The following is a 23,790-nucleotide window of genomic DNA, read 5'->3' as shown; positions in this document are numbered from 1 at the left end:
CGGGCGGAGATGAAACGACAACGGGCGCTGTGGGTATCGACGAGCATGTCCACGCGCGGCGGCGTGGCCACCTTCGTCCGGGAAATGCGCGCGACGCCGATCTGGACCGACTGGGATATTCGGCACGTGGCCACCCATCGCGACGGCGGCATCGGAACCAAACTGGTGGTGTACGCGCGGGCGGTGTTCGTCTACCTGTATTGGCTGGCGGTGCACCGGCCCGCACTCGTGCACCTGCACCTGTCCTCGTACGGCAGTTTTCCGCGCAAGTACCTGTTCGAGTTGATCGCGCGGGCCGCGCGCAAACCCGTTGTGCTGCATGTGCACGGCTCCGATTTCAGCGTCTTCTACGACGAAGCGCCGGGCCTGCTGCGGGCCGCCATCCGGGACGCCCTGCGCGGTGCGGCCGTGGTGGTCGCGCTCGGTGAACCGTGGGCGGCGGCGCTGCGCGATATCGCGCCGAGTGCGCGGATCATCGTGGTGTCCAATGCGATCCGGCCCGCGGCGCAGGTGGAGCAGAACTCGGGCGCACCGGTGCAGGTGCTGTTCCTGGGGGAGATCGGGGAGCGCAAGGGCGCCTTCACCCTGCTCGAAGCCTGGCAGCGGATGGTGCTGTCGGCCGGTGAGACCGCGGCGCGATTGATCATCGCGGGCGACGGCGCGGTGGAACGGGCCCGGAAAATGGTCGCCGACCTCGGTATCGACACCAGTGTGGAGGTCACCGGATGGATTGGCCCGCAGGAAATTCCGGAGCTGCTCGCCGCCTCGCAGGTGCTGGTGCTGCCCTCGCACCGGGAGGGTCAGCCGATGGCGATCCTGGAGGCCATGGCACGCGGTCTGTGCGTGGTCACCTGCCCGGTCGGCGGTATCCCGGATCTGATCGACGACGGGTGCGGGCTCATGGTGCCGCCCGGTGCGGTGGAACCGCTCGCCGAGGCGCTGGGCCGGGTGGTGCGCGATACCGAACTGCGCGGCCGACTGGGCGCGGCCGCGCTGCGACGGGTGCGCGACCGGTTCGATATCGCCGTCGTCTGCCGCCGCTTCGACGGCATCTACCGGGAGGTGGTGCGATGAACACCGCGATGAACACCGGGACACGCCAGCCGATTCGAGTGCTGTACGTGGTCCCGGATCTGCGCGTCGGCGGAGCCGAACGGCATGTCACCACCCTGCTGCCCGCACTGGATCGGACGCGCTTCGCCCCCTCGGTCATCTGTATCGGCGAAGAAGGGGAGTTGTTCGCCCACCTCACCGCCGCCGGTGTGCCCGCGCGGGCACTGCATCGCAGCAAACGGCAGGCGGGTCCGGCACTGCGGGATCTGGTGCGGGCCATGCGGGCACAGCGCCCGGATGTGGTGATCACCCGCGGCTACAACGCCGAGGCGCTCGGCCGGATCGCGGCGTGGCGTGCGGGCGTGCCGAATGCCATTGTCTGGGTGCACAACTACGGCGATATCGAGCCGCGCGGGCGGTTCCGGACCGCGGTGGATCGGATTCTGGACCGGCGCACCGCGGCGTATTTCGGCGTGGCGCGTGCCCAGATCCGGTACATGGCAGCTGATCTCGGATATCCGGAGTCCAAGATCAAGGTGATCTACAACGGGGTCGACCCGTCCGCCTTCGAGATCGCCGATGGTCGCGCCGCCGTGGCGGAAGCGGGGATCGGTCCGGATGATCTCGTAGTCGGAATCATCGCGGCGCTGCGCCCGGAGAAGGATCACGCCACCTTCCTGGAAGCGGCCCGCCTGGTCGCCGAAAAGCTCCCCGCGGCAAAGTTTCTCATTGTCGGCGACGGCCCGATGCGCGCTGCGATCGAGGCGCGGGTCGCGGCCTCCGCGCTCGGCGACCGAGTCGTCATGGCGGGCAATCGCCCCGATATCGCGACCCTGCTGCGCGCCCTGGACGTCTTCGTCCTGAGCAGCTACAGCGTCGAATGCTTCCCCATGGCTCTGCTCGAAGCCATGGCCGCCGCGCGCCCGGCGGTCTGCACGGCGGTGGGCGGCATTCCCGAGATGATCGCCGACGGTGAGACGGGATACCTTGTCCCGCCGCGCGATCCGGCAGAACTGGCACGACGGCTCATCGAGGTGCTGTCCGATACCCCGGCCCGCAAGCGCATGGGCCTGGCGGCGCGCGCTCGCGTCGAGATGAATTTCACCCTGAAATCGAGCATTGCGGTCGCGGAGCAGGCACTGGAAGAGGTCGTGAACAGGTGAGCGGACACATTCTGATCCTGGTGGAGAATCTCTCGGTGCCGTTCGACCGGCGGGTCTGGCAGGAGAGCCGGGCGCTGGTCGACGCGGGCCACCGGGTCACGGTCATCTGCCCCATGGGCGGTAAACAGGACCGGGAACCCGAGGTGACCATCGACGGCGTGCGCATCCTGCGGTATCCGCTGCGCGCAGCCACCGGCGGACCCGCCGGCTATCTGCGGGAATACTCACTCGCACTGTGGCATACGCTGCGCCTGGCGTGGCGGGTGCGGCGCGAGGGGCCGATCGATGTGGTGCAGGCGTGCAATCCGCCGGATCTGCTGTTCCTGATCGCGCTGGTGCTGCGGGTCGGCGGGACACGATTCGTCTTCGATCACCACGACCTGGTGCCCGAGCTGTTCCTGTCCCGATTCGGCGGCGCCGGACCGCTCTACCGGGTGTCGAAGCTGCTCGAACGGGTGACCTTCGCCTGCGCGGACGCGGTCATCTCCACCAATGAGAGCTATCGGCAGGTCGCCATCACCCGCGGCCGGATGGCCCCGGACCTGGTGACGGTGGTGCGCAGCGCACCGGACCTGTCGAAGTTCATCGCGCGCGCACCGGATCCCGAGCTCAAGCGCGGAAAGACCTATCTCGGTGCGTATCTCGGCGTCATGGGTCCGCAGGACGGTGTCGACTACGCCCTGCGCGCGATAGCGCTGCTGCGAGACAAGCTGGGGCGCACCGATATCCATTTCATTTTCATGGGCAGCGGTGACGCCTTCGATGATCTGGTCGCGCTGTCCGGGGAACTCGGGCTCGGGGATCTCGTCGAGTTCACCGGCCGGGTATCGGACGAATTCCTCCAGACCTGCCTATCCACCGCGGATATCTGCCTGTCCCCGGACCCGCGCAATCCCCTCAATGACGTCTCCACCATGAACAAGGTCGTGGAGTACATGGCCATGTCCCGGCCGCTGGTCTCCTTCGACCTCACCGAGGCGCGCGTTTCGGCGGGCGCGGCCGCGGTATACGTGGCCGACAATGACGAACTCGGTTTCGCCGAGGCCATTGCCGAACTCCTGGACGATCCGGCCCGCCGCGACCGCATGGGCAGCCTCGGTCGCGCCCGGGTGGAACGCGAATTGTCCTGGGACACTTCGCGAAAAAACCTCGTCGACTTCTACGCGAGAGTCTTGCGCGCCCGCAATGCCGCTCGATGATCCGCACCGGCGGCCAAGGGATCGACGATCGGGCGTTTCGATGCCCGATCGGCCGCGCCGACCGCCGCGCCCACCAGGGCGAAGACCATGGCACTGGGATAGTCGAAGAGTCGTAGATCCACGAAGAGCCCGCCCAGCACCAGCGACATGAACGCCGTGAGCGCGATGAAGGCGAGCGGGCGGCCCATCAGACCGTCGGCGGGCAGTCGGAAATATGCGATGAGCAGGCGGCGCGCCAGCAGTACCAGCACGGTCAGCCACAGCAGCAGTCCGACGATGCCGAGCTCGGCCAGAATGCCGAGTTCGGTCTCGTGCGCGGGAATGCCGAGCCCGCGCTCCCACGGTGTGCTCGGCGAATACTGCTGGTGCCGATAGGTATTCACCGAGACGAAGCGGCCGAGCCCCCACCCGCTGAACGGCTTCCGCAGGAACGCCCACACCGCGGTGGCATCGGCATTGAGCCGGTCGTACACCTCATTGGTGGAGGCGACACCGCCCGCCTTGCGATCGGAACTGGTGAAGGTGGACCAGTTCAACGCGATGATCATCACGGTGCCGAGTGCGGTCACCACGAAACCGATGCGATATCCCCTACCCAGCACGATGCCCGCCAGCACCACCACCGCGAAATCCAGCCAGATGGACCGGGTATGGGTGAGGAAGACCGAATACGCGCACGCCGCCGCGATCACCGCGAGCGACAGCTGCTGCCAGCGCGGCCGCTGCTCGGTGCCGAGCAGCACCAGGGCGAGCACATAGCCCACGATGAGAATCAGCCCGTTCACCTCGGGCTGATTCGGCAGTCCCACCGCGCGCTCGGTCCAGGCCGGGGCCAGCACAATGTACTTCGGCCACACCAGCGCCTTGGGGCCGTGGAATTGCAGGATGCTCACCCAGGCCGAGTACGCGCTGCACGTCAGCAGCGTGGTGATGAGAATCCCGACGGCGCGGCGGGTATCGAAGATCATCCGCGACACCAGATACATGGCGAACGGAATCCCGGTGCCGATGATCAGATACCGCCACAGGTCCAGCATGACGCCGGTGAGCGGATACAGAATCGGCTTGTACTCGTGCGGTTGCAGAATCGAATCGATATTCCACAGCAGGTACAGCCCCATGGCGCACTCCAGCGCGCCGAGGGAGACCCGGCGCTCGGGATGCCCGCGCACCCACGCCAGGGTGGCGATCAGGACACCGCCGAACGCCAGAATGAACGGATCGGTGGTGGGCAGGATCTTCGGAATGGCCGGGCGCAGAAAGGTCGCCACCATCAGGAACACGAAAGCCCAGCGCGGATCGCGCAATCCGATCACCACGAGCACCGCGGCGATACCGCCCGCCGCCGCCACGGTGCCGACACCGCCCGGGGCCTTGGGCGAGACCGCGAGCACGGCTCCGAAGCCGACGATCAGCGTGGCCGCCAGGACCGCGAATTGCGTCAGCCGGTCCACACTCGGGAACCGGAACGTCATGGGGCGGTCCGGGATTCGGCCGGTCGGCGCAGGCGCTGCCAGATCGGCGGATCCGGCTCCACGGTATCGACGAAGAGCGCGCCCATCACCTGCGCACCCACCTGATTCACCGCCCGTACCGCCTCCTCGACATCGCGCACCCGGCTGTTGCCGCGCTCGATGACGAGCAAGGTCTGATCCGCGATATCGGCGACAATCTGGGACTCGGGCGCGGTGCTGATCGGCGGCACCGCGATGATCACCAAATCGGCTGCCGCACCGGCGGTTCGGAACAGCTCGCGTACGCGGTCACGGTCGAAGAGCGGATAGGGATCGGCCGCGGTCTCGCCTGAGGCGATCTCGGTGAAACCCTCGAAACCGGTGGTCTTCACCAGATCGCGCACATCGCCGACCAGTCCGCGCAGGTATTCCGCCACGCCCCACTGGCGCGGCCCGTAATCGGCGGTGCGCAGATCGGCATTGACGAACACCGTGCGCGAGCCCTGCGCCGCGCGCTGTTCGGCAATGGCGCGGGCGATCTGATCGGCACTGCGACCCGTCGAAACCGGTATCACCGCAATGGAAGTGGGGGAGTGCGTGGCCGCGCGCGCCACCAGATTCGACACATGGCGCACCGCCACCTCGCGACGGGCCTCCCGCGCCGGGGAGCCGCCGGGCGGAATCACATCGAACGGCCGCACACCGGTCTTCTCCACCACGTCGTAGTCGTTGTACAGCCGTCGCGTCCCCGCACCGGCCATCAGCGCCACCACACAGCCGAGAATGACGCCGCCCACCAGGCCGGTCGCCAGGGTGCGGGTCTTGCCCGGGCCGATGCCCATCGCGCCCGCACCCGATTGCAGAATCGTCAGCCGATTGGCGTCATTGGCATTGAGTTGATCGATCTGCTGCTGCAATTGGATCTGCGCGGTGAAGGCGCTGGGATCGTTGGCCGAGAGCCGATCACCCCACACCCGCAGCATGGCCGCGGTCATATCGGCGGCGGTGGCACTGCGACTGGCATCCAGACGCCCGTTGATGTCATCGATGAACAGCTGCGCGACCTGCGGTGCGGCAGTGGTCGCGGCCGTGGGCGTGGCCGCGATGACCTGGACGTAGAAAAGCGGGCTGGCCGTGACGAATTCGGCCGAGAAGGCGGAGATGCCGGCCGGGAAGCCCTGCTTCTGCCGCAGGCTGGACTGATACGTCGGATCGTTGAGGTAGTAGGTGTAGCCCTGCGCGAGGATCGCGTCCTGGGTCGGCGGCCGGGTGGAGGCCGCCGAGACCAGCACCCGGCTGGTGTAGGTGGTGGTGTGCCCGTGCGCGGTCAGATACGCCCCGAAGGCGGCGACCAGCGCGATGGCCGTCACCAGCCGGCGCCGCTGCCAGATCCGATCGCGCAGTACCACCAGGGTATTGGGTGTGCGGGTAGTCGGCTCGACGGTCATTTGTGATCCACCTCCACCACGATCCGGATCGGATCGGTCAGCGCGGTCACCCGGAACGCGCGCTGCGGGGTGGCCAGGCCGATGAACGCCTGGGTCACCCCGCGCAGCGCGCTGGCGTACCGGACCTCACCGATGGTGCGCAGCTCGGGATCGGTGACGACCGGTGGACCGGAGTAGGGCGGCACCCCCGATTCGAAGGGATTGGCCGCCTCGCGAATGAGCACCTCGATGATCGACTGACCCTGCACCGGGAACTCCGACAGCGTACTGGTATTGGAGACCGCCTGTTTGACGTAGTGCACCGCCCAGCCCGGTACGGCGCTGCCGGTGAACTGGAAGGTGACCCGATCGGTCTTATCGGTCGAGGACAGTGCGATAGTGGTCAGCCCGATGCCCACCGCCGCCGGATCGGGCGTGCGGGTCTTGGGGACGAACTCGTCGACCGGTGCGGCCGTGGTGCTGGGCGACACCGGCCCGGGCGGTGGCGCGGAGCCCCCGCCGCAGGCCGTCACCAGCAGCGGAATCGCCGCCAGCACCGCCATTTTCGCCAATCGCACGGCGACTGCCCCTCTCGTCATGGCTGTAGGCGCTCGGCATGCTCGACCACCGCGGTCTTGAGCTTGCCGCTGCGCGGCCGGGGTAGTCGGTCGAACACCCGCACACCCACCTCCTGACCCGGACCGAACTGCTGCGCCACATTGCGCCGCGCGTGCGCGACGGTCCGCGATTCGCAGAATCCGGTGCCGGGTACCACTCTCAGCTCGAAGACGCCCGGCCGCAACTGGGCGATCTGCGCCTCGCGCAATCCGGTCAGATCGTCGACCACGCTCGAGGGCAGCGGCAGCGGCCGGCCATCGGCGGCGGTGAAGGTGTCCTCCACCCGGCCGTCCACCACGCCCAGCAGCGGAAACGCCCGCCCGCACGGGCACGGGCCCGGCTCGGCGGGGTGCACCTCATCGCCGGTGCGATACCGGAAGAGCGGAAAACCATTGTTCTGCAGGGAGGTTCCGACGATCTCGCAGCGCGAACCCGCCCCCGGCACCGGGAGCAGCTCCACGATCCCGTAGTGCGGGAAGACGTGATACCCGCCCGCCTCACAGGTGCCCGCCATGGCCACCCGCTCGGTCTGCCCGTAGTGATCGACGATCGGCGCGTCGAACACCTCCCGCATGAGGGTGCGCTGCCCCGGGGCCATCAATTCCGAGGAGGTGATGATGGCCCGCACCCGAATCGTGCTGTGGCGATCGCGCAGCAGTGCGGCCAGCAACGCGATGCTCGACGGCCAGCCCTCGATGACATCCGGACGGAACCGGCGAATGTTCTGCTCTATCAACTCGATTCGATCCGGCGTCAGGTGATAGCTGGAGACCAGCAATTGCCGCGCCCCCGGCAGGGCCAGGGTGGGGCCGTGCGTTCCGTCGCTGGCGAATCCGCTACCGCGCAGCACCACCCGGCGCGCATCGGCGGGCAGCCCGAACCAGCTCCACTGCCGCTCCATCGCCGCCAGTTCGAAGATCGAGGAGTGGATCGTCCGATAGCACTCGATCGGCACCCCGGACGTGCCTCCCGAGCGCACCGACCACATCAGTCGCCGCGGCAGCGTGCGGAAGTCATCGGCCCGTTCGGCCAGCTCCTGCCGCGAGATCAACGGCAGCGCGGGCAGGTCCGCCAGGGTGCGGATACTCGCCGGATCCACCCCGCTGGTCCGGAAGTACTCGCGATAGAACGGTGACCGCGTCGCCGCGATCCGCACCAAACCCCGCAAACGTCGTTCCTGAAACTCCTGGAGCGCGGCCGCATCGGCTCCTTCCAGCCGCGCCAGCGTGCGTTCGATCGCCCCGCGACGCGGATGAGCGCGCCGGAGCCGATATTTCACGCCCAAGCCCACGCTCGCCAAAATCATGTACTCAGCAACCCCCCAGCCGGGCCCCCGCGAAGGTTCCGGCCTCGACTTCCTCACCCCCGACCGCGACGTACACGGGGACCGTCGCGCGTTCCACCGCACGATGATAACTCGAACGATTCACGGAATACATTGGTATAAAGCTAAATAGCGGTGGCGACGATCCCTGATGGGGTGCAGATGGACGAGCATGACCGGCCGGCGGCAAACGGACAGGATCGGCGCACGGGGCGGGCGCTGGCGGTGAGTGTCTTCGGGCTCGGATACGTCGGTTGCGTCTCCGCGGCCTGCCTCGCCGCCAGGGGGAACTCGGTGATCGGGGTGGATGTGAATCCGCAGAAGACCGAGTTCATCCGGCAGGGGCGCACCCCCGTCGTGGAGGAGCGCATCGGGGAGGTGATCGCCGAGGTGGTGGCCTCGGGTCGGCTCACCGTCACCGAGAAGGTAGCCGAAGCCGTTGCGGGCAGCGATATCTCGATCGTCTGCGTGGGCACGCCGTCCGCACCCGGGGGCGGGTTGTCCACGGAGTACCTGGAACGGGTGAGCGCGGAGATCGGGGCGGCGCTCGCGGTCAAGGGCTCCTGGCATGTGGTCGCCTATCGCAGCACCATGGTGCCGGGCACCTGCGCGGGCACACTCATCCCGATACTGGAGCGGGCGTCGGGCAAACGCGCCGGGGTGGATTTCGGGGTGTGCGTGAATCCGGAATTCCTGCGCGAGGGCAGCAGTGTGCGCGATTTCGAGAATCCGCCCAAAACCGTTGTCGGCGAGACCGATACTCGTACCGGCGCGGAGATGATGAGCCTGTACGACGATCTGCCCGGGCCGCGTTTCCGGGTACCCATCGCGGTCGCGGAGATGACCAAATACGTCGACAACAGTTTCCACGCGCTCAAGGTGACCTTCGGTAATGAGATCGGCGCGCTCTGCGCCGAACTCGGCCTGGACTCGCACGCGGTCATGGATATCTTCCTGGCCGACACCAAGCTCAATATCAGTCCGGCGTACCTGCGGCCCGGCTTCGCCTTCGGCGGCTCCTGCCTGCCCAAGGATGTGCGGGCGCTCACCCACACCGCCCGCCAGCACGATCTGGAACTGCCGGTGCTGCAGAATGTGCTGGCCTCCAACGAATCCCAGCTGCGCCGCGCGGTCGATATGGTGATCGGCCTGGGCCGTCGCCGCGTCGGCATCTTCGGGCTGTCCTTCAAATCCGGCACCGACGATCTGCGCGAGAGCCCGATGGTGGAATTCGCCGAGCGGCTCCTCGGCAAGGGCTATGACGTGCGCATCTACGATGCCAATGTGGCGCTGTCCCGGCTGATGGGCGCCAATCGCGCCTTCATCGAGGAGCGGCTGCCGCATATCGGCGAACTGCTGACCGACGATATTGCAACGGTTCTCGCGCACGGGGAGATATTCATCGCGGGCAGCGCCGAACCCGAGGTGGTCTCCGCCATCGACGGACTCGGCCCGGAACACACCGTCATCGATCTGGTGCGGTTGCCGGGGGCCGCGACGCGGCGGCAGCGCCCCGGATATCTCGGCATCGGGTGGTAGCGGCGAAGGGATAGTGATGGCGGCGTCCGAACCGGCGTTCAGCTTTCTGACAACGGCGTACAAGACCGAGGACTATCTCCGGGACACCATCGATTCGGTGGTGGGACAGACGTTTTCGGACTGGGAGCTGATCGTGGTCGACAATGGCATGTCCGATGCCATCGCGGCCATCGTGGACGGCTATGCCGACGACAAGCGAATCCGACTGGTGCGCCAGGAGAACAAGGGCTACGACGGGGGAGTCATGGCCGCGGCCGCGGTGGCGACCGGCCGGTTCTTCGTGGTGCTGGACAGTGACGATCAGGTCATGCCGAACTTCTGCGAGGTGCTGGGCCAGGCCCTGGACGCCGATCCGCATATCGACGCGATCGGTTGTGACGCATTCCGTTTCGACGATTCGGGAGCGGACCTTCCGACCGGCTACTACCGCTCCACCAATGTCAAACAGAAGCCGGACCCCACGAAGCCGCTCAGCCTGACCGATCTGCTCGGCGGACTGGTCCCGTACTACACCGCCGCCATTCGGCGCTCGGCCTGGGAGGCCGTCGGCGGTTACGATCGCGGCGGACAGGAGCTGCACGAATCGGTCGCCATCTGGATTCGCATGGTCGGTTCCTACGACATTCGCATACTGCCGCAACGACTCGCGCGCTTCCGGCTGCGCAGCGACTCCATGACCCGCGATCCGGCCAAGGCCGAGGCGTTCATGGCCGAACTGGAGCGCTCCTTCGCCTGGGCCGCGCCCACCGATCCGGACGCCAGGGCGGCGCTGGACAAGACGCTTCGGACCTTCCGGTACTGGGTGTGGTTGTGGCGGGCGCAGCAGGCGCTGCTGGCGGGCGACGATCCGGCGGCCAGGAGTGCCGCGCGCGACGCCTTCGCGCAACGGCGCACGGTGCGCGCCGCCGCGATCATCGTGTCGGTCAATACCTTTCCCGGCCTGCTGCGCCGGATCCACCCGGTCAAACAACAGGTCTCCGAGCGGGTCGCGCACGCGGCGGGCCGGATTGTCACCACCGTCAAACGGTGACCGACGCGGCACCCGGCGGTCTGCTCGCGGTACTCACACGCGGGGCCTCGCTCTCGGCGGCGGGAATCGCGGCGGTGCAGGGCATCGCGCTGGCGCAGACGCTGGTGCTGGCGCATCTGCTGTCGCCCAGCCAGATCGGCGTCTTCACCGCCGGCACGGTGCTGACCACGTTCGTCGTGGTGTTCTCGCACAGTTCCCTCAGCCATGCGCTGATTCAACGACGCGATCACCTGGCCGATGCGGCGGAAACGGTGTTCTGGGCGACCCTGATCTCCGGTGCGATGCTCGCGGTCGTGCTGCTGGCCACCGCGCCGGTGCTGTCGGCGCTGTTCGGCAACTCGCAGGTCGGGCTCGTCGCCGCCGCGTCCTCGGGCACGGTGCTGCTCACCTCGCTCATGGCGGTGCCGGATGCCTTGATGCAGCGCGAGTTCCAGTTCAGGCGGCGTGTCATAGTCGATCCCGCCAACGCCGCCGCCTTCGCGATCGTCTCGATCACCGGTGCGGCGGCGGGCTGGGGAGTGTGGGCGCTGGTGACCGGCTACTACGCCGCGCTGACGGTGTCGGTGATCGCCGCGTGGTGGCTCTCGGGCTGGCGGCCGGGGCGCGGCCGGTTCCGCCTCGGATTATGGCGGGAAATGGCGGTTTTCGCGTTCCCGCTGCTCATCGAGAGCGTGCTGGAGCGGGCCATCGAGGTGACCGAGGTGGTGCTGGTCGGGCACCGGCTGGAGACCGCCGCCCTGGGCAACTACCGCAATGGCCGGCGGCTGGCCTTCCTGCCCGTCATGGCGATCATCCAAATCTGTTCCTACGTCTTGTTTCCGGCGTTCGCGCGCATCTCCGGGGAGCGGGAGCGCTTCCGGCGCGGCTACCTCACCGCCCTGGGCTGGATGTGGCTGGCGGTGGTCCCGGCCTCCGCGCTGCTCGCGGCCATCGGTGAGCCGACGGTGGTGCTGCTGCTCGGCGATCCCTGGCGCGGAGCCGGTGTCCTGGTCGAAACCATGTGCGGGGTAGGCGTCGGATACGCGCTCATGTCGGTGTCCGCCGAGGCGCTCAAGGGCGCGGGCCGACCGCAACTGATCAATGGGATGAGCGGCGTCGGCGCACTCACGGCCATCCCGCTGCTGGTGCTGTTGCTACCGCGCGGATTGTCCGGTGTCGGGGTGGCACTGTCGATTTCGGCGCTGCTCACCGGACTCACCGGACTGATCTTGGCGGGTAGAGTAATCGGGGTGTCCCGTGGCGAACTCGGGCGCTGCCTCGTGCCCGCACTACTGGCCGCGGTGGTCGCGGCCGTGGCAATCGGAGTGCTGGAACAGCGCGTACTGCACGCCGGTGCGCACGCGGTGGCTCCCGGACTGGGTTTGATCGCGGTGGAGGCGCTGGCCTTCCTCGGGCTCTTCGGCCTTGTGCTACAGCTGATTTCACCCGCCACGCTGCGGCCGATATGGCGGCGGGCGCGCCGCGCATGACGGGTCCGGTGCGGCCGCGGCGCACTCGCCGCCGGATCTCCGTCGCCGCCGCGGTCATCGCCCTGATCGCCGGGATCATCGCCGCCGGATACCCGGTATACGTGCGGCCGCAGGTGGATCCGCTCCGGCATGCCGACGCCATCCTGGTGCTCGGCGGTGAAGGTGTGGACCGCTACGCCTACGGGCTGGACCTCGCCCGGCGGGGCTTCGCCTCGACGGTGCTGTTCTCCAATCCGTATGGCGAGGACACCGATATCGACGAGGTCCGCGAACCGTGCCATACCCCGCAGCGGGGATTCATCCTGGAATGCTTCGCGCCGAATCCGCCGACCACCGTGGGCGAGGGCCGCGAGCTGCGCGCGCTGGCGAGTCAGCGCGGCTGGCAAACCGTCATCGTCATCACCATGCGCCCGCATCTTTCCCGGGCGCGCTACATCCTCGAACAGTGCTTCGCGGGCGCGCTGATCATGGAACCCGGACCGGTGCACATCAGCCCCTGGTATTGGGCGTGGTCCTACGCGTATCAAAGCGCCGGATACGTCCGGGCTTTCATCGATCCGGGGTGCTGAGCAGGACCGCGCCGTCCCGCCGCGGGTCGATGACGAGGGAGTACGCGGTCGCACCGGTGCGCCATCGCGCCCGGATCGCCTCGTCGGTCCGTGTGACCAGCACCTCGCGGCTCGCGACCGGGCCGAGCACCGTCACGATCACGAAAGGCGCTGCCCCGGAACACCTCGCGCCGATCAACCAGGCGGGCTCCCGTGCCTCCAGCCGCTCGGACCACCAGCCCAGCTGTTCGGTCTCGTCACCGCGCACCTGATCGACCATGAGCGGCACCGTCGCGCCGTAGGCCAGCGCGACCACCGGATCACCGTCGCGGTGCACCAGATGACCGCTCGCGACCGGATCGGCGGTGAGCGCGGGATGCAGCGGCCAGGAAACCCGTGCGGAGTGAATTCCACTGCCGGACAACTGATCCACCACCGCGATCGGTCCGCTGTCCGGCGGCGCGATGAGCCATCGCCGATGCGTCACCGGTGCTTCGAGCCGGTGGTAGCCGTCATGCTCGGCATCGACGATGCCGCGCAGCGGATCGACCGCCCGCACCCGCACCCGCGCGTGCGCACTCCACAGGAACGGCCCGCCGACCACGGACTGATCCACCTCGTCGACCGTGACAGTCGGATGCGCGCGGGTACTTCGATGCGCGACCCGCCATCGCGGATGCCCGTAGTAGCTCGCGGTGCCCGGATCCCCGATGACCTCCGCACCGTCCAGTGCGAGGGTCACCGACAGCGCATCGGCATGCCCGTGCGCGGCGATCGAAAGATAGCCCAGCGGACCGACATCCATGAGTACGCGCCGTCGTCCCGACCGCAGCACCACCATTCCGCCGTCTGGGGCGTACCCGCTGGGCGCGGGCTCGGTGGCGGGGGCGACCGCGGAGCCGAGCGCATCCCGCAGCCACAGCGCCGTGATCGTCGCCGTCCCCACCCGCGCCGCCGCCGGATCCGGCACCACCGCGTCGGCGATGCCCAGATGGTCGCGCACCGTGCGAATCTCCTCCGGCCCCAGCCGAAGGGCGAAGCCGCCGTCGTCATCACCGAAGCGCGGCGGCGGATCCGCATCGCCCACCAGCAGGGCCAGAAAACGGGAGCTGCGCGCGATGGCCGCGCCGAGCCGTTGCGGCGGTTCATATTTCAGCGCCAACAGCGCGTAGACCAGCGCGAGCAGCTCCACCGTGAACAGCTGATAGGCGATCGCCTGCTCGGCGCCCGCGCCATCGGGCAGCAGTTGCCGATCGGCGTGCTCGACCAGCAGGGCCGGCGCATCGCGCTGCCACACCGGCGCGGCGGGCAATTCGGGGAACAGGATCGCGACGGTCGCCAACCCGGTCAGCTCACCGATCAGATGATTATTGGCCGAGCTGAACAGCGACCGCTCCACCCAGCACCGCCGCGCGCTCTCCCCGAGCAGGGTGAGGTACCTGCCATACCGTTCGGGCGTCAATCCCGGCGCGTCCCGCAACCCCTGGAGTGCGAAACCCACTGATATGGACCGTATGCCGCATTCGAACGCGCCGCGCCAGGCGATCCCCGCCCCGGGCGGCTGCTGTTCGATCCAGCTGTCCAGATGATCGAAGGCCGCCTCGGCGAAGCGCTCCTCACCGGTGAACAGCCACGCCTGCGCCAGCCACGGCAGATGCTGGAGCCGGTTGAGCTCCCAGATCCACTTCGGATCGCCCGTCGTGGTGCGATGGTCGATGCGCTCGGAACTCACACTCGGCCAGCGTATTTCGGCCAGTGGATCGCGATTCCAGTCGATCAGCGGTCCGAGCCGGGCCGGGGGATAGCCGAAGAACCGCACCTGCCCGCCCAGCACCCGCTCCGCCGCGGCGATGACCGCGGCCGCCGCGGCCGGATCGGTATCGGCGATACGCGCCGCGCGCGCCCGATCCAGGATGACCGGGCGTCCCGCGCCCGCGCGGAAATCCCGCAGCAGCGCAACCCAATCCGGCCGGGAGCGCCCGAACAACGCCGCCTCGGTGGACTCCCAGCTCACGGGCCTGGCGAGAAGCCGCTGCCGCAATCGGCCCGAGCGCCAGAGCAGCTCCTGTCCGCTCATGGCGCGCAGCCGGTGCAGATACCAGGTCAGATGGCTCGACACCGCAGGACCATACCGCGAGAATCGGTTGTGGACTGCCCGAGTGGTGGGGGATCATTCACCCCGTGATCGATTCCAAGGAGAGCCTGCGGCGTTATCTCGCAGAGGATTTGGCGGCACACGGCCTCACGGCATGGCGACCGTACTACTGGCTCACCTATCGGCCCCTCTACTTCCAGCGACTGCTGCGCAGGTCCGAATACTGGCAGAACGTGCGCACCGATCCGATCGGCCGCGGCGTCTTCCTGTGGTATCTGCTGCGCACCAAACTGCTCGGTGAACGATTGGGATTCTCCATCCCGCGCAATGTCTTCGGGCCCGGCCTGTCCATCGCGCACGTCGGCATGCTGCTGGTCAGTCCGAACGCCAGGATCGGCGCGCGCTGCCGTATCCACCAGGGCGTGTCCCTGGCCAGCGGGGCACCCGGGAAATATCCGGTGATCGGCGACGATGTCTTCATCGGGCCCAATGCCGTGGTGGTGGGCTGCGCGATCGGTGATCGGGTGGAGGTTCGGCCCGGAGCCGTGGTCATCAACGACGTGCCCGCCGATGTGCATGTGGCCGGTGTGCCCGCGCGCATCATCCACGACTTCCGGGAAGAATCCGTCCCGCCGCCCGAACCGGATCGACTGGGTTCGAAACCATAAACGTCACAGGCGCTTTCGTAGGTCCCCAACCCCGCCCGCGACACGACTAGGCTGGCGGGTGCAGACTCGTACGCGATTTCCGCTACGACTGCGGGTGAAGGGGAGTCGATGTGTGTGGCATAGTCGGCGTGCGCCGATTCGACGGTGGTCCGGTCAGCAAGGAACTGCTCAGCGATATGAGCGCCGCGCTGCACCATCGCGGCCCCGACGATCACGGCCTCTGGTGCGACGGGCCGGTGGGTTTCGCGCACACCCGGCTCTCCATTATCGATCTGGCCGCCTCCGCGCAGCCCATGACCGGCGCGCGCGGCACCACCCACCTCACCTTCAACGGCGAGATCCTGAACTATCGCGAACTGCGTTCGGGGCTGGACTATCCGTTCACCAGCCGCGGCGACACCGAGGTGCTGCTGGGCCTGTACGAGCGCTACGGTCCCGCCGGGGTGAGCCGGTTGCGCGGCCAATTCGCCTACGCCCTGCACGATTCCGAGACCGGTGAGACCCATCTGTTCCGGGATCGGCTCGGCATCCTGCCGCTGTACTACTACGCCACCGAGACCCTCTTCGCCTTCGCCTCGGAGATCAAGGCGCTGTACCCGGTGATCGAGCGGCCCGCCGTGGACACCGCGAGCCTGCACGACTTCCTGGCGCATCGATCGGTGCCCGCGCCGTACACCTTCATCGAGGGCGTGCGCAAGGTGCCGCAGGGGCATCACCTGGTGGTGCGCGCGGACGGCAGCATCCACACCGAGGCGTACTGGCGGCTGCCCCGCGATGCGGACGCGCTCGATATCAGCCCCGCCGCCGCGGTGGAACTGCTCGACGAGGCGCTGCGGGCCTCGGTGCGCGATGCGCTGGTCGCGGATGTGCCGGTGGGCGCGTACCTTTCGGGCGGGGTCGACAGCAGCCTGATCTGCGCTCTGGTCGCCGCCGAGCGCGGGGGAGCCGGACTGCACACCTTCTCCGCCGGATTCGGCGATGAGCGCGTGGACGAAACCCATTGGGCGCGGATGGCCGCCAAGATCGTCGGCAGCACCCATCACGAGACCGTGATCACCGCCAATGACTTTCAGGAGAACTGGGCGCGGCTGAGCTGGCATCGGGATTCACCGCTGTCCGAACCCGCCGATGTAGCGGTGTACGGGCTCGCCCGGCTCGCCCGCGAACAGGTGAAGGTGGTGCTCTCGGGCGAGGGCAGCGACGAATTGTTCGGCGGCTACCCGAAATACGGGTTCGCCCGCGCCACCCGGTTGGGCGGCGTGGTGCCGAAGGGGCCGCTGCGACTGCTGGAGCAGCGGCTCCCCGCCAACCAGGCCAGACTCACCGTCGCGCTGCGGGCCCTGTCCGAGCCCAGCTATGCCGAGCGTATGCGCGGGTGGTTCGCACCGTTCACCAGTCTGGAGCGGGACCGATTGCTCGGCGGCCCGCCCGCCCGCACGGTCCTGGACCCGTACCTGAACGGACGCGGCGATTCCCTGCGCCGCATGCTCTATGCCGATACCCACACCTGGCTCGCCGACAATCTGCTCGAGCGCGGCGACCGCATGTCCATGGCCGCCTCCCTGGAACTGCGCCCGCCCTTCCTGGACCATCGGGTCGCCGAACTCGCCTTCCGGCTGCCCAGTTCGGTGAAGGTGCGCGGCGGCACCACCAAATGGATTGTGAAAGAGCTGGCGCGCCACCACCTTCCGGTGAATCTGGTGGACCGCCCCAAGGTCGGTTTCAAGGTTCCCTTGGACGAGTGGTTCCGCGGGCATCTGCGCGAGATGGCCTTCGACCTGCTGGACGGCCCCTCCTCGTTCGTCGGCTCACACTTCGATCGGGGCGCGGTCCGACGACTGCTGGACGGGCACACCTCCGGTGCCCGCGATGAGCAGCCCCGAATCTGGACGCTGCTCTCGCTCGAGGTCTGGCATCGCGAACTACAGCGCCGCCTGACCGGCTAGTACGCGCCGTCGCTGCGCGCCACCGCGAAGATGGTGCGCTTGATGATCATGAGGTCCTGAACCATGGACCAGTTCTCGACATAGGACAGATCCAGCCGGACCGACTCCTCCCAGGACAGATCCGAGCGGCCCGACACCTGCCAGAGCCCGGTCACCCCGGGTTTGACCAGCAGGCGGCGGCGCACCTTGCCGTCGTAGCGCTCGACCTCGCCGCGCGTGGGCGGGCGCGGGCCGACCACGCTCATCTCACCCCGGAGCACATTGATGAACTGCGGGAGTTCGTCGAGGCTGAATTTGCGCAGAATTCGCCCGATGGGCGTCACGCGCGGATCGGCGCGCATTTTGAACAGCAGACCGGCACCCTCGTTCTCGGCCTGGAGGTTGGTCAACTCTTTATCCGCGTCCTCGCACATGCTGCGGAACTTGATCATTCGGAACGGTTCGCCGTTCAAGCCGATGCGCTCGGATCGGTAGAACACCGGTCCGGGGCTGGTGATTTTGACCGTCAGCGCGATGGCGATCATGACCGGGGAGATCACCAGCAGGGCCAGCGCGGCGAAGACGAAGTCGAACGCGGCCTTGCCGAAGGATTTGGCGCGATCGTACTGCGGCTTCTCGATATGCAGCAGCGGGAGGTTGGCGACCGGTCGAATCGATAGTCGCTGATCGGCCACATCCACCACGCCCGGTGTCACCACCAGGTCGATACCGAGCGGAGAGAGCTTCCAGACCAGGTCGTTTATCCCCTGGGTGCCCAGGTGCTCGGTGGCGGCGATGGCCACGGTATCGGCGGCGACCGCGCGGGCGGCGTCGAGCACCGAGGACTCCTGGAGAATCGGCAGATCGGACTCGGCGGTGACCGCCGCATCGTCCTCGGGATAGGGAATGTAGACCCCGGCCACCGAATAACCCACGGCCGCATCGCGTTCGAAGCAGCGCATGATCTCCCGGGCCGAATCCCGCCGTCCGACAACGAGAACCGAGGTGAGGTAGTCGCCGTTGCGCCGCCGCCGCGCCGCGTATTTGCGCCAGGCCATCCGATTCAGGATCAGGCCGATCAGGCCGACCGGCAGCGCGATGCCGAGATAGCCGCGCGCGAAATCCATCCGCAGCAGTAGCGAGATGATCGCTATCAGCCCGAACAGGCGCATCGTGGCGGCGATGATGAGCCGGTATTCCTCTGGGCCGGTACCGATTACGGGTGGCGACCAGGTATTGCCGACCGCCAGGAACACCAGCCAGATCAGGGCCAGCAGCACCGAGATGACCGAGTAGCCGATTCGGGCGTCGCCCGCCCAGTCCAGTGGGGAGTCGTAATTGAGGCCGCCGAACCGAATCAGCTGGGCCAGCGCGACCGCACCGCAGACCACCACGGCATCGGTCATACGCAGGCGGCGGCCGTATTCGGCCTGCCAGCGGCGTTTTCCGGAGGGTTGTGGTCGCGGCGGCGTACGAGGTACAGAGCGGTCGAGCCTCTGTTCCCCGTCGAGCTGGAAGGCCATCCTGGAGCTCCATCATGTGGACACTTGAGCCTCTGGCGATCCCCCTCAACGGACGCCCGAGCTGATACTACTGGTTTCGTTCGCGGGGCGGCCGGCATTACCGGAACCGAATGGACTGGAACCCAAGGGATTTCGATATACCGGGCAGTCCGCCGCCGGATCAAGTGATACCTATTTACTAATAGGTGTTCACAAACTGCCCCGTGATGTGGTTCACTTCGTGGAACGTGTTCCAAAGGAGGTACCCGTGTCCGCGCCGTCCATCCCCTCCGGGTTCGACTTCACCGATCCCGACCTGCTCTCCCAGCGCCTGCCCGTCGAGGAGTTCGCCGAACTCCGCCGCACCACGCCCATCGCCTGGGTGCCGCAAGTCGGCAGTGGCTTCAAAGACGACGGCTACTGGGCCGTCACCAAAATGGAAGACATCAAGGAGATCTCCAAGACTCCGGAGGTGTACTCCTCCGAGGAGAACACCGCGGTCATCCGCTTCTACGACGACATCATGCGGGAGGAGATCGAGGTCCAGCGCTTCCTGCTGCTGAACCAGGATCCGCCCCGGCACACCAAACTGCGTCGCATCGTCTCCAAGGGCTTCACCCCCCGCGCCGTCGAATCGCTGCGCAACGCGCTGCGCGACCGCGCCGAGAAGATCGTGCACGAGGCCAAGAAGAAGGGCTCGGGCGACTTCGTCACCGAGGTCGCCTGCGAACTCCCGCTGCAGGCCATCGCCGAGCTCATCGGCATCCCGCAGGAAGATCGCGGCAAGATCTTCGACTGGACCAACCAGATGATCTCCTACGACGATCCCGACTTCGAGGGTGATCACAAGGTCGCCACCGCCGAGGTCATGGGCTACTCGTGGAACCTGGCCGAAGAGAAGCGCAAGTGCCCGGTCGACCTCGGCGGCGCCGAGGACATCATGTCCACGCTGCTCAATGCCGATGTCGACGGTGAATCGCTCGCCTCGGACGAATTCGCCTGGTTCGTCATCCTGCTGGCCGTGGCCGGCAACGAGACCACCCGCAATGCCATCACGCACGGTATGAAGGCATTCGTCGACAATCCCGAGCAGTGGGAGCTCTACCGCGAGCAGCGCCCGCGCACCGCTCCGGACGAGATCGTGCGCTGGGCCACCCCGGTCATCGCGTTCCAGCGCACCGTCCTGCAGGACACCGTGCTCTCGGGCCAGAAGCTCGAGAAGGGCCAGCGCGTCGGAATGTTCTACTCCGCCGCCAACTTCGACGAAGAGGTCTTCGACAAGCCCTTCGAGTTCAATGTCCTGCGAAACCCGAATCCGCATGTAGGCTTCGGCGGCACCGGCACCCACTTCTGTGTGGGCGCCAACCTCGCCCGCCTGGAGATCGACCTCATGTTCAATGCCATCGCCGATGTCATGCCGAACCTGAGCCAGGTCTCGGACCCGGTCCGACTCCGTTCCGGCTGGCTGAACGGCATCAAGAGCTGGCAAGTCAAGTACGAGTGAGTAATTCAGCATGAGTGAACCACGCCGACGCGGACGGACACCTGCGGTGAGCGACGCAGACATCCGCCGCGTCGCGCGGTCACTGCTGGTCGAGCAGGGGCCGGACGCGATCACCCTGCGCGCCATCGCGCGCGAACTGGGTATCACCGCGCCCGCGCTCTACCGGTACTACGAATCCCGCGACCAATTGGTCGCGGAGGTTCGCACCGACGTCTGCAACGATCTGGCGCAGGCGCTCTCGGCCGCCTGCGACGGCCTGCCCGATGACGCGGGCATCCGGTTCTTCGCCATCTGCCGCGGCTTCCGCCAGTGGGCGCTGGACCACGCCCGCGAATTCACCCTGGTCTTCGCCTCGCCCAGTGCGGCCGTACTGGGCAGTGCCATGCAGCAATTCGGCGAACCCGTCGGCCGCCTGTTCCTGGAGGCGGCCGGTCGGCTGCTCACCGATTACGCCGTGGTCACCCCGCCCATGGAGTTCATTCCCCCCGAACTCCGCGACGACCTCATCGCCTTCCAGACCGAATTGCTGCGCGTACTCTCCGATTCGGGCCAGAAGTTCCCCGCCGAGAAACTCGACCTCGGCGTGAGTTACGTGATGATCCAGTTCTGGGCCCGCCTCTACGGCCACGTCACCCTCGAGGTCTTCGGCAACTACCCGATCCCCATTACCAACCCGGACGTGCTGTTCGACGCCACCCTGGCCGATATCGGCCGCAGCATCGGGCTGGCCGGCTAGACCTGCCGCTGTTTGGTCAGCACACGGCGGCCGTACTCATCTGGAATCTTGGCGCGGTAGTGGGTGATTCGCTTGTCCTCGCTCACCCATACCGCGAGGCGCTCCACGGCCCGGCGCGGCAGCGTGGTGAGGAGTCCGTACAGGCCCTCACCCAGCTTGTCGCCGAGTTTCGCGAGCCGCGGTCAGTGCCGGGCTTCGCTGAGATCGGGGAGCATGGTCGGCGGAAGATCATCTTCGAGCACCGGCTCACCCAAGCCGATGCGGCGCTGGATCCGCTGCATCCAGGCCGGGGCCCACCAGACGCGATCGCCGAGCAGGCGCATGGTCGCGGGCACCAGGAACATGCGCAGTACCGTCGCGTCGATGAAGAGCGCGGCGATCATGCCGTACGCGATGTACTGCATGAGAACGAGATCCGAGAAGGCGAACGCGCCCGTGACCACCAGCAGGATCAGCGCCGCGGCGGTGATGATGCCGCCGGTCTGCGCGGTGCCGGTGCGAATCGCCTCGATCGTTGTCGCGCCCCGCGACCGCGCTTCGACCATGCGCGACACCAGGAATACCTCGTAGTCGGTGGAGAGGCCGTAGACGATGGCGATGATCAGCACCAGCATGTTCGCCTGGCCGGGTTGCGGGGTGAAGTTCAACAGGCTCGCGCCGTGACCGTCGACGAAAATCCAGGTCACGATGCCCAGCGTGGAACCCAGACCGAGACCGCTCATGAGCGCGGCCTTGATCGGCAGTATCAGCGAGCCGAAGGTCAAGAACATGAGCAGCGTGGTGATCAGCAGAACCAGGGCGATCATCCACGGAATGCGTTGCAGCAGTGCGTCGATGCTGTCCTTCTGCAGGGCGGGCACACCGCCCACGAACACCCGCACCCCGTCGGGCAGGGGCATCGCGCGCAGGTACTCGATGGTCGCTCCCGCATCATTGATATCCAGCACGGGAGCCTTGGCCCGATAGGTGTCCGGATGCGAGATCGACCGCGCGGGAATATCGAACTGCCCCACCAGGCCCGGCGCCTGATTGGCCAGATTCCAGACCGGGCCGACCGCCGCCGAATTGCTCGAGATGAACACGATCTCCAGCGGATCGGATTTGCGCAGCGGGAAATAGTGGTCGATCTGCTCCTGCGCGACCCGCGTGGGATTGTCCGGGGGCAGATACTTCTCACTGAACCCGCCGAAGACCAGATTCCGCATCGGCAGTATCAACAGCACCAGGGCCAGCAGCAGCGGGACCGCCACCTTGCGCGGATGCCTCATCACCCAGCCGGTGCTGCGGCCCCAGAAACCGTCATTGAGCGAAGTCGCGGACTTGGTGCGCCGAAAACGCTCCAGCCCCAGCAGATCCACCCGCGGTCCGAGGATCGCCAGCATGGCGGGCAGCACAGTGAGCGCCGTGATCGCCGCGATGGTGACCGTCGCGATCGCCCCGTACGCAATGGATTTCAGGAATCCCTGCGGAAACAGCAGCAGCCCGCCGAGACTCGCCACGATCATGGTCGCGGAGAACACCACGGTGCGCCCCGCCGTCATCACCGTGCGCCGCACCGCCGTGCGCGTGTCGTATCCGGCCGCCAACTCCTCGCGGAACCGGCTGACGATGAACAATCCGTAGTCGATCGCCAGCCCGAGCCCGATCATCGAAACCACCGGCGAGACGAAGGAATTCACCTCGGTGAAGTTGGTGACGAACCGCACCACGCCGAAGGCCCCGAAAATGGTGAGCAGTCCGATGATCAGCGGCAGCGCGGCGGCCACCACCCCGCCGAAGATGAAGAACAGCAGCAGCCCGACCAGCGGAATGGCCATGATCTCCATGCGGTGCAGGTCCACCGCGACGGTATCGCTGAGTGTTCCGGCCACCGGCTGCAATCCGCCGACCTGGATATTCAGTCCCCGAATGTCGAAGTCGTCCTTGACCGCGAGGTAGTTCTGAATCAGCTCGGTATCGTTCTCCCCGCGCAGCGCGATCGCCGCCAGCGCCCGGGTCCGATCCTTGGTCACCAAAGCCGCTGAGACCGCCCCGGTCTCGGTGGGCCAGTAACTGCCCTTGATCCCGGCGATCTGCTCGGGATGATCGCGCGGCAGGCTGTTCAGATACGAGACCGCCCGCTCGGTGAAGTCCGTGTCATCCACCGTCTGCCCGTCGGGCGCGGTGAACATCACCACCACATCCACATCGTGATTGCGCCCGAACGCGGCATCCGCCAGCCGCCCCGCCTCGGCGGACTCCGACGAATCATCGAACATGCCACCCGAACTCAGATGGTCGTCCAACCCGAGTCCGTACCCACCCAAAGCGAGCAACCCCGCCACCATCACACCGATAACGGCGAACCGCAATCGGCAGGCCAGATCACCCCATCGCCCGAACAGGTTCATACGTCACGGTAGCAAGCAAGATCGCCGCCTTCACCCCCGCCACCCGCTGTTCACCTGTGCCACAACTGTTTCCATACATCCCGGCTGCTCAGGCCATCCGAATAGCGTGAACACATGCCCCGGCCCCCGACACCCAGACTCCTGAA

The 23,790-nt window shown here is 67.2% G+C and carries 18 protein-coding genes; 11 read left to right on the top strand and 7 right to left on the bottom strand.

The genetic code is table 11. From position 1 onward, the window contains the following. The first annotated feature begins 9 nt into the window (after window positions 1-9). From NA10_RS21810 to NA10_RS21800, 3 genes are read left to right on the top strand one after another with little or no spacing between them, the layout of a single operon-like run. Window positions 10-1,074, top strand: a complete 1,065-nt coding sequence (locus tag NA10_RS21810; protein ID WP_067570875.1) for a glycosyltransferase family 4 protein — start codon at window positions 10-12, stop codon at window positions 1,072-1,074. Next, complete coding sequence (locus NA10_RS21805; protein WP_245677635.1) at window positions 1,071-2,216, top strand: glycosyltransferase; 1,146 nt, start codon at window positions 1,071-1,073, stop codon at window positions 2,214-2,216. Before NA10_RS21810 ends, NA10_RS21805 begins: the two co-directional genes overlap by 4 nt. After that, window positions 2,213-3,415, top strand: coding sequence for a glycosyltransferase family 4 protein (locus NA10_RS21800; protein WP_067570869.1), 1,203 nt, complete (start codon window positions 2,213-2,215; stop codon window positions 3,413-3,415). Before NA10_RS21805 ends, NA10_RS21800 begins: the two co-directional genes overlap by 4 nt. Here the strand turns inward: NA10_RS21800 and NA10_RS21795 are convergent. From NA10_RS21795 to NA10_RS21780, 4 genes are read right to left on the bottom strand one after another with little or no spacing between them, the layout of a single operon-like run. Continuing rightward, window positions 3,376-4,890 (bottom strand): O-antigen ligase family protein, encoded by a 1,515-nt coding sequence (locus NA10_RS21795; RefSeq protein WP_067570867.1) that lies wholly within the window; start codon window positions 4,888-4,890, stop codon window positions 3,376-3,378. The genes NA10_RS21800 and NA10_RS21795 overlap by 40 nt on opposite strands. After that, window positions 4,887-6,317 (bottom strand): P-loop NTPase family protein, encoded by a 1,431-nt coding sequence (locus NA10_RS21790; RefSeq protein ID WP_067570865.1) that lies wholly within the window; start codon window positions 6,315-6,317, stop codon window positions 4,887-4,889. The genes NA10_RS21795 and NA10_RS21790 overlap by 4 nt, the downstream gene beginning before the upstream one ends. Next, window positions 6,314-6,895 carry an AMIN-like domain-containing (lipo)protein gene (locus tag NA10_RS21785; protein ID WP_157556667.1) on the bottom strand — a complete coding sequence of 194 codons (582 nt, stop codon included), beginning with the start codon at window positions 6,893-6,895 and terminating at the stop codon, window positions 6,314-6,316. Before NA10_RS21785 ends, NA10_RS21790 begins: the two co-directional genes overlap by 4 nt. Continuing rightward, window positions 6,892-8,220, bottom strand: coding sequence for a phenylacetate--CoA ligase family protein (locus NA10_RS21780; protein ID WP_067570862.1), 1,329 nt, complete (start codon window positions 8,218-8,220; stop codon window positions 6,892-6,894). Before NA10_RS21780 ends, NA10_RS21785 begins: the two co-directional genes overlap by 4 nt. Before the next feature lie 180 nt (window positions 8,221-8,400). Here NA10_RS21780 and NA10_RS21775 point away from each other — a divergent pair, with 180 nt between their 5' ends. From NA10_RS21775 to NA10_RS21760, 4 genes are read left to right on the top strand one after another with little or no spacing between them, the layout of a single operon-like run. Continuing rightward, window positions 8,401-9,777, top strand: coding sequence for a nucleotide sugar dehydrogenase (locus tag NA10_RS21775; protein WP_157556666.1), 1,377 nt, complete (start codon window positions 8,401-8,403; stop codon window positions 9,775-9,777). Window positions 9,778-9,793: 16 nt separating this feature from the next. Continuing rightward, window positions 9,794-10,807, top strand: a complete 1,014-nt coding sequence (locus NA10_RS21770; protein ID WP_067570860.1) for a glycosyltransferase family 2 protein — start codon at window positions 9,794-9,796, stop codon at window positions 10,805-10,807. Then, window positions 10,804-12,276: a lipopolysaccharide biosynthesis protein gene (locus NA10_RS21765; protein ID WP_067570858.1), complete on the top strand. Its 1,473-nt coding sequence runs from the start codon at window positions 10,804-10,806 to the stop codon at window positions 12,274-12,276. The genes NA10_RS21770 and NA10_RS21765 overlap by 4 nt, the downstream gene beginning before the upstream one ends. Beyond that, window positions 12,273-12,845, top strand: a complete 573-nt coding sequence (locus NA10_RS21760) for a YdcF family protein (RefSeq protein ID WP_084515111.1) — start codon at window positions 12,273-12,275, stop codon at window positions 12,843-12,845. Before NA10_RS21765 ends, NA10_RS21760 begins: the two co-directional genes overlap by 4 nt. Here NA10_RS21760 and NA10_RS21755 read toward each other — a convergent pair. Next, complete coding sequence (locus NA10_RS21755; protein ID WP_157556664.1) at window positions 12,826-14,943, bottom strand: heparinase II/III family protein; 2,118 nt, start codon at window positions 14,941-14,943, stop codon at window positions 12,826-12,828. The two genes, NA10_RS21760 and NA10_RS21755, sit on opposite strands and share 20 nt — an antisense overlap. Before the next feature lie 62 nt (window positions 14,944-15,005). On the opposite strand from NA10_RS21755, the gene NA10_RS21750 reads away from it, so the two are divergent. Next, on the top strand, window positions 15,006-15,587 hold the full coding sequence (locus NA10_RS21750; protein ID WP_067570853.1) for a DapH/DapD/GlmU-related protein: 582 nt from the start codon (window positions 15,006-15,008) through the stop codon (window positions 15,585-15,587). A gap of 110 nt (window positions 15,588-15,697) precedes the next feature. After that, window positions 15,698-17,533, top strand: a complete 1,836-nt coding sequence (asnB, locus tag NA10_RS21745) for an asparagine synthase (glutamine-hydrolyzing) (RefSeq protein ID WP_067570851.1) — start codon at window positions 15,698-15,700, stop codon at window positions 17,531-17,533. Here the strand turns inward: asnB and NA10_RS21740 are convergent. Beyond that, window positions 17,530-19,035, bottom strand: coding sequence for a sugar transferase (locus NA10_RS21740; protein WP_084515101.1), 1,506 nt, complete (start codon window positions 19,033-19,035; stop codon window positions 17,530-17,532). The two genes, asnB and NA10_RS21740, sit on opposite strands and share 4 nt — an antisense overlap. A 247-nt stretch (window positions 19,036-19,282) precedes the next feature. Between NA10_RS21740 and NA10_RS21735 the strand changes: the two genes are divergently transcribed. Both NA10_RS21735 and NA10_RS21730 read left to right on the top strand, forming a co-directional pair. Then, window positions 19,283-20,518 (top strand): cytochrome P450, encoded by a 1,236-nt coding sequence (locus tag NA10_RS21735; protein WP_067570847.1) that lies wholly within the window; start codon window positions 19,283-19,285, stop codon window positions 20,516-20,518. A gap of 46 nt (window positions 20,519-20,564) precedes the next feature. Next, window positions 20,565-21,254, top strand: coding sequence for a TetR/AcrR family transcriptional regulator (locus NA10_RS21730; RefSeq protein WP_307188407.1), 690 nt, complete (start codon window positions 20,565-20,567; stop codon window positions 21,252-21,254). Window positions 21,255-21,436: 182 nt separating this feature from the next. Here the strand turns inward: NA10_RS21730 and NA10_RS21725 are convergent, their stop codons facing one another. Next, window positions 21,437-23,638, bottom strand: a complete 2,202-nt coding sequence (locus NA10_RS21725) for an MMPL family transporter (RefSeq protein WP_067570909.1) — start codon at window positions 23,636-23,638, stop codon at window positions 21,437-21,439. Window positions 23,639-23,790: the final 152 nt, after the last annotated feature.

The organism is Nocardia acidivorans NBRC 108247 (assembly GCF_001625085.1).
GTDB classification, from domain to species: domain Bacteria; phylum Actinomycetota; class Actinomycetes; order Mycobacteriales; family Mycobacteriaceae; genus Nocardia; species Nocardia acidivorans.
Note: the sequence above shows the minus strand (reverse complement) of the source record. Positions and strands in the feature narration are given on the sequence as shown.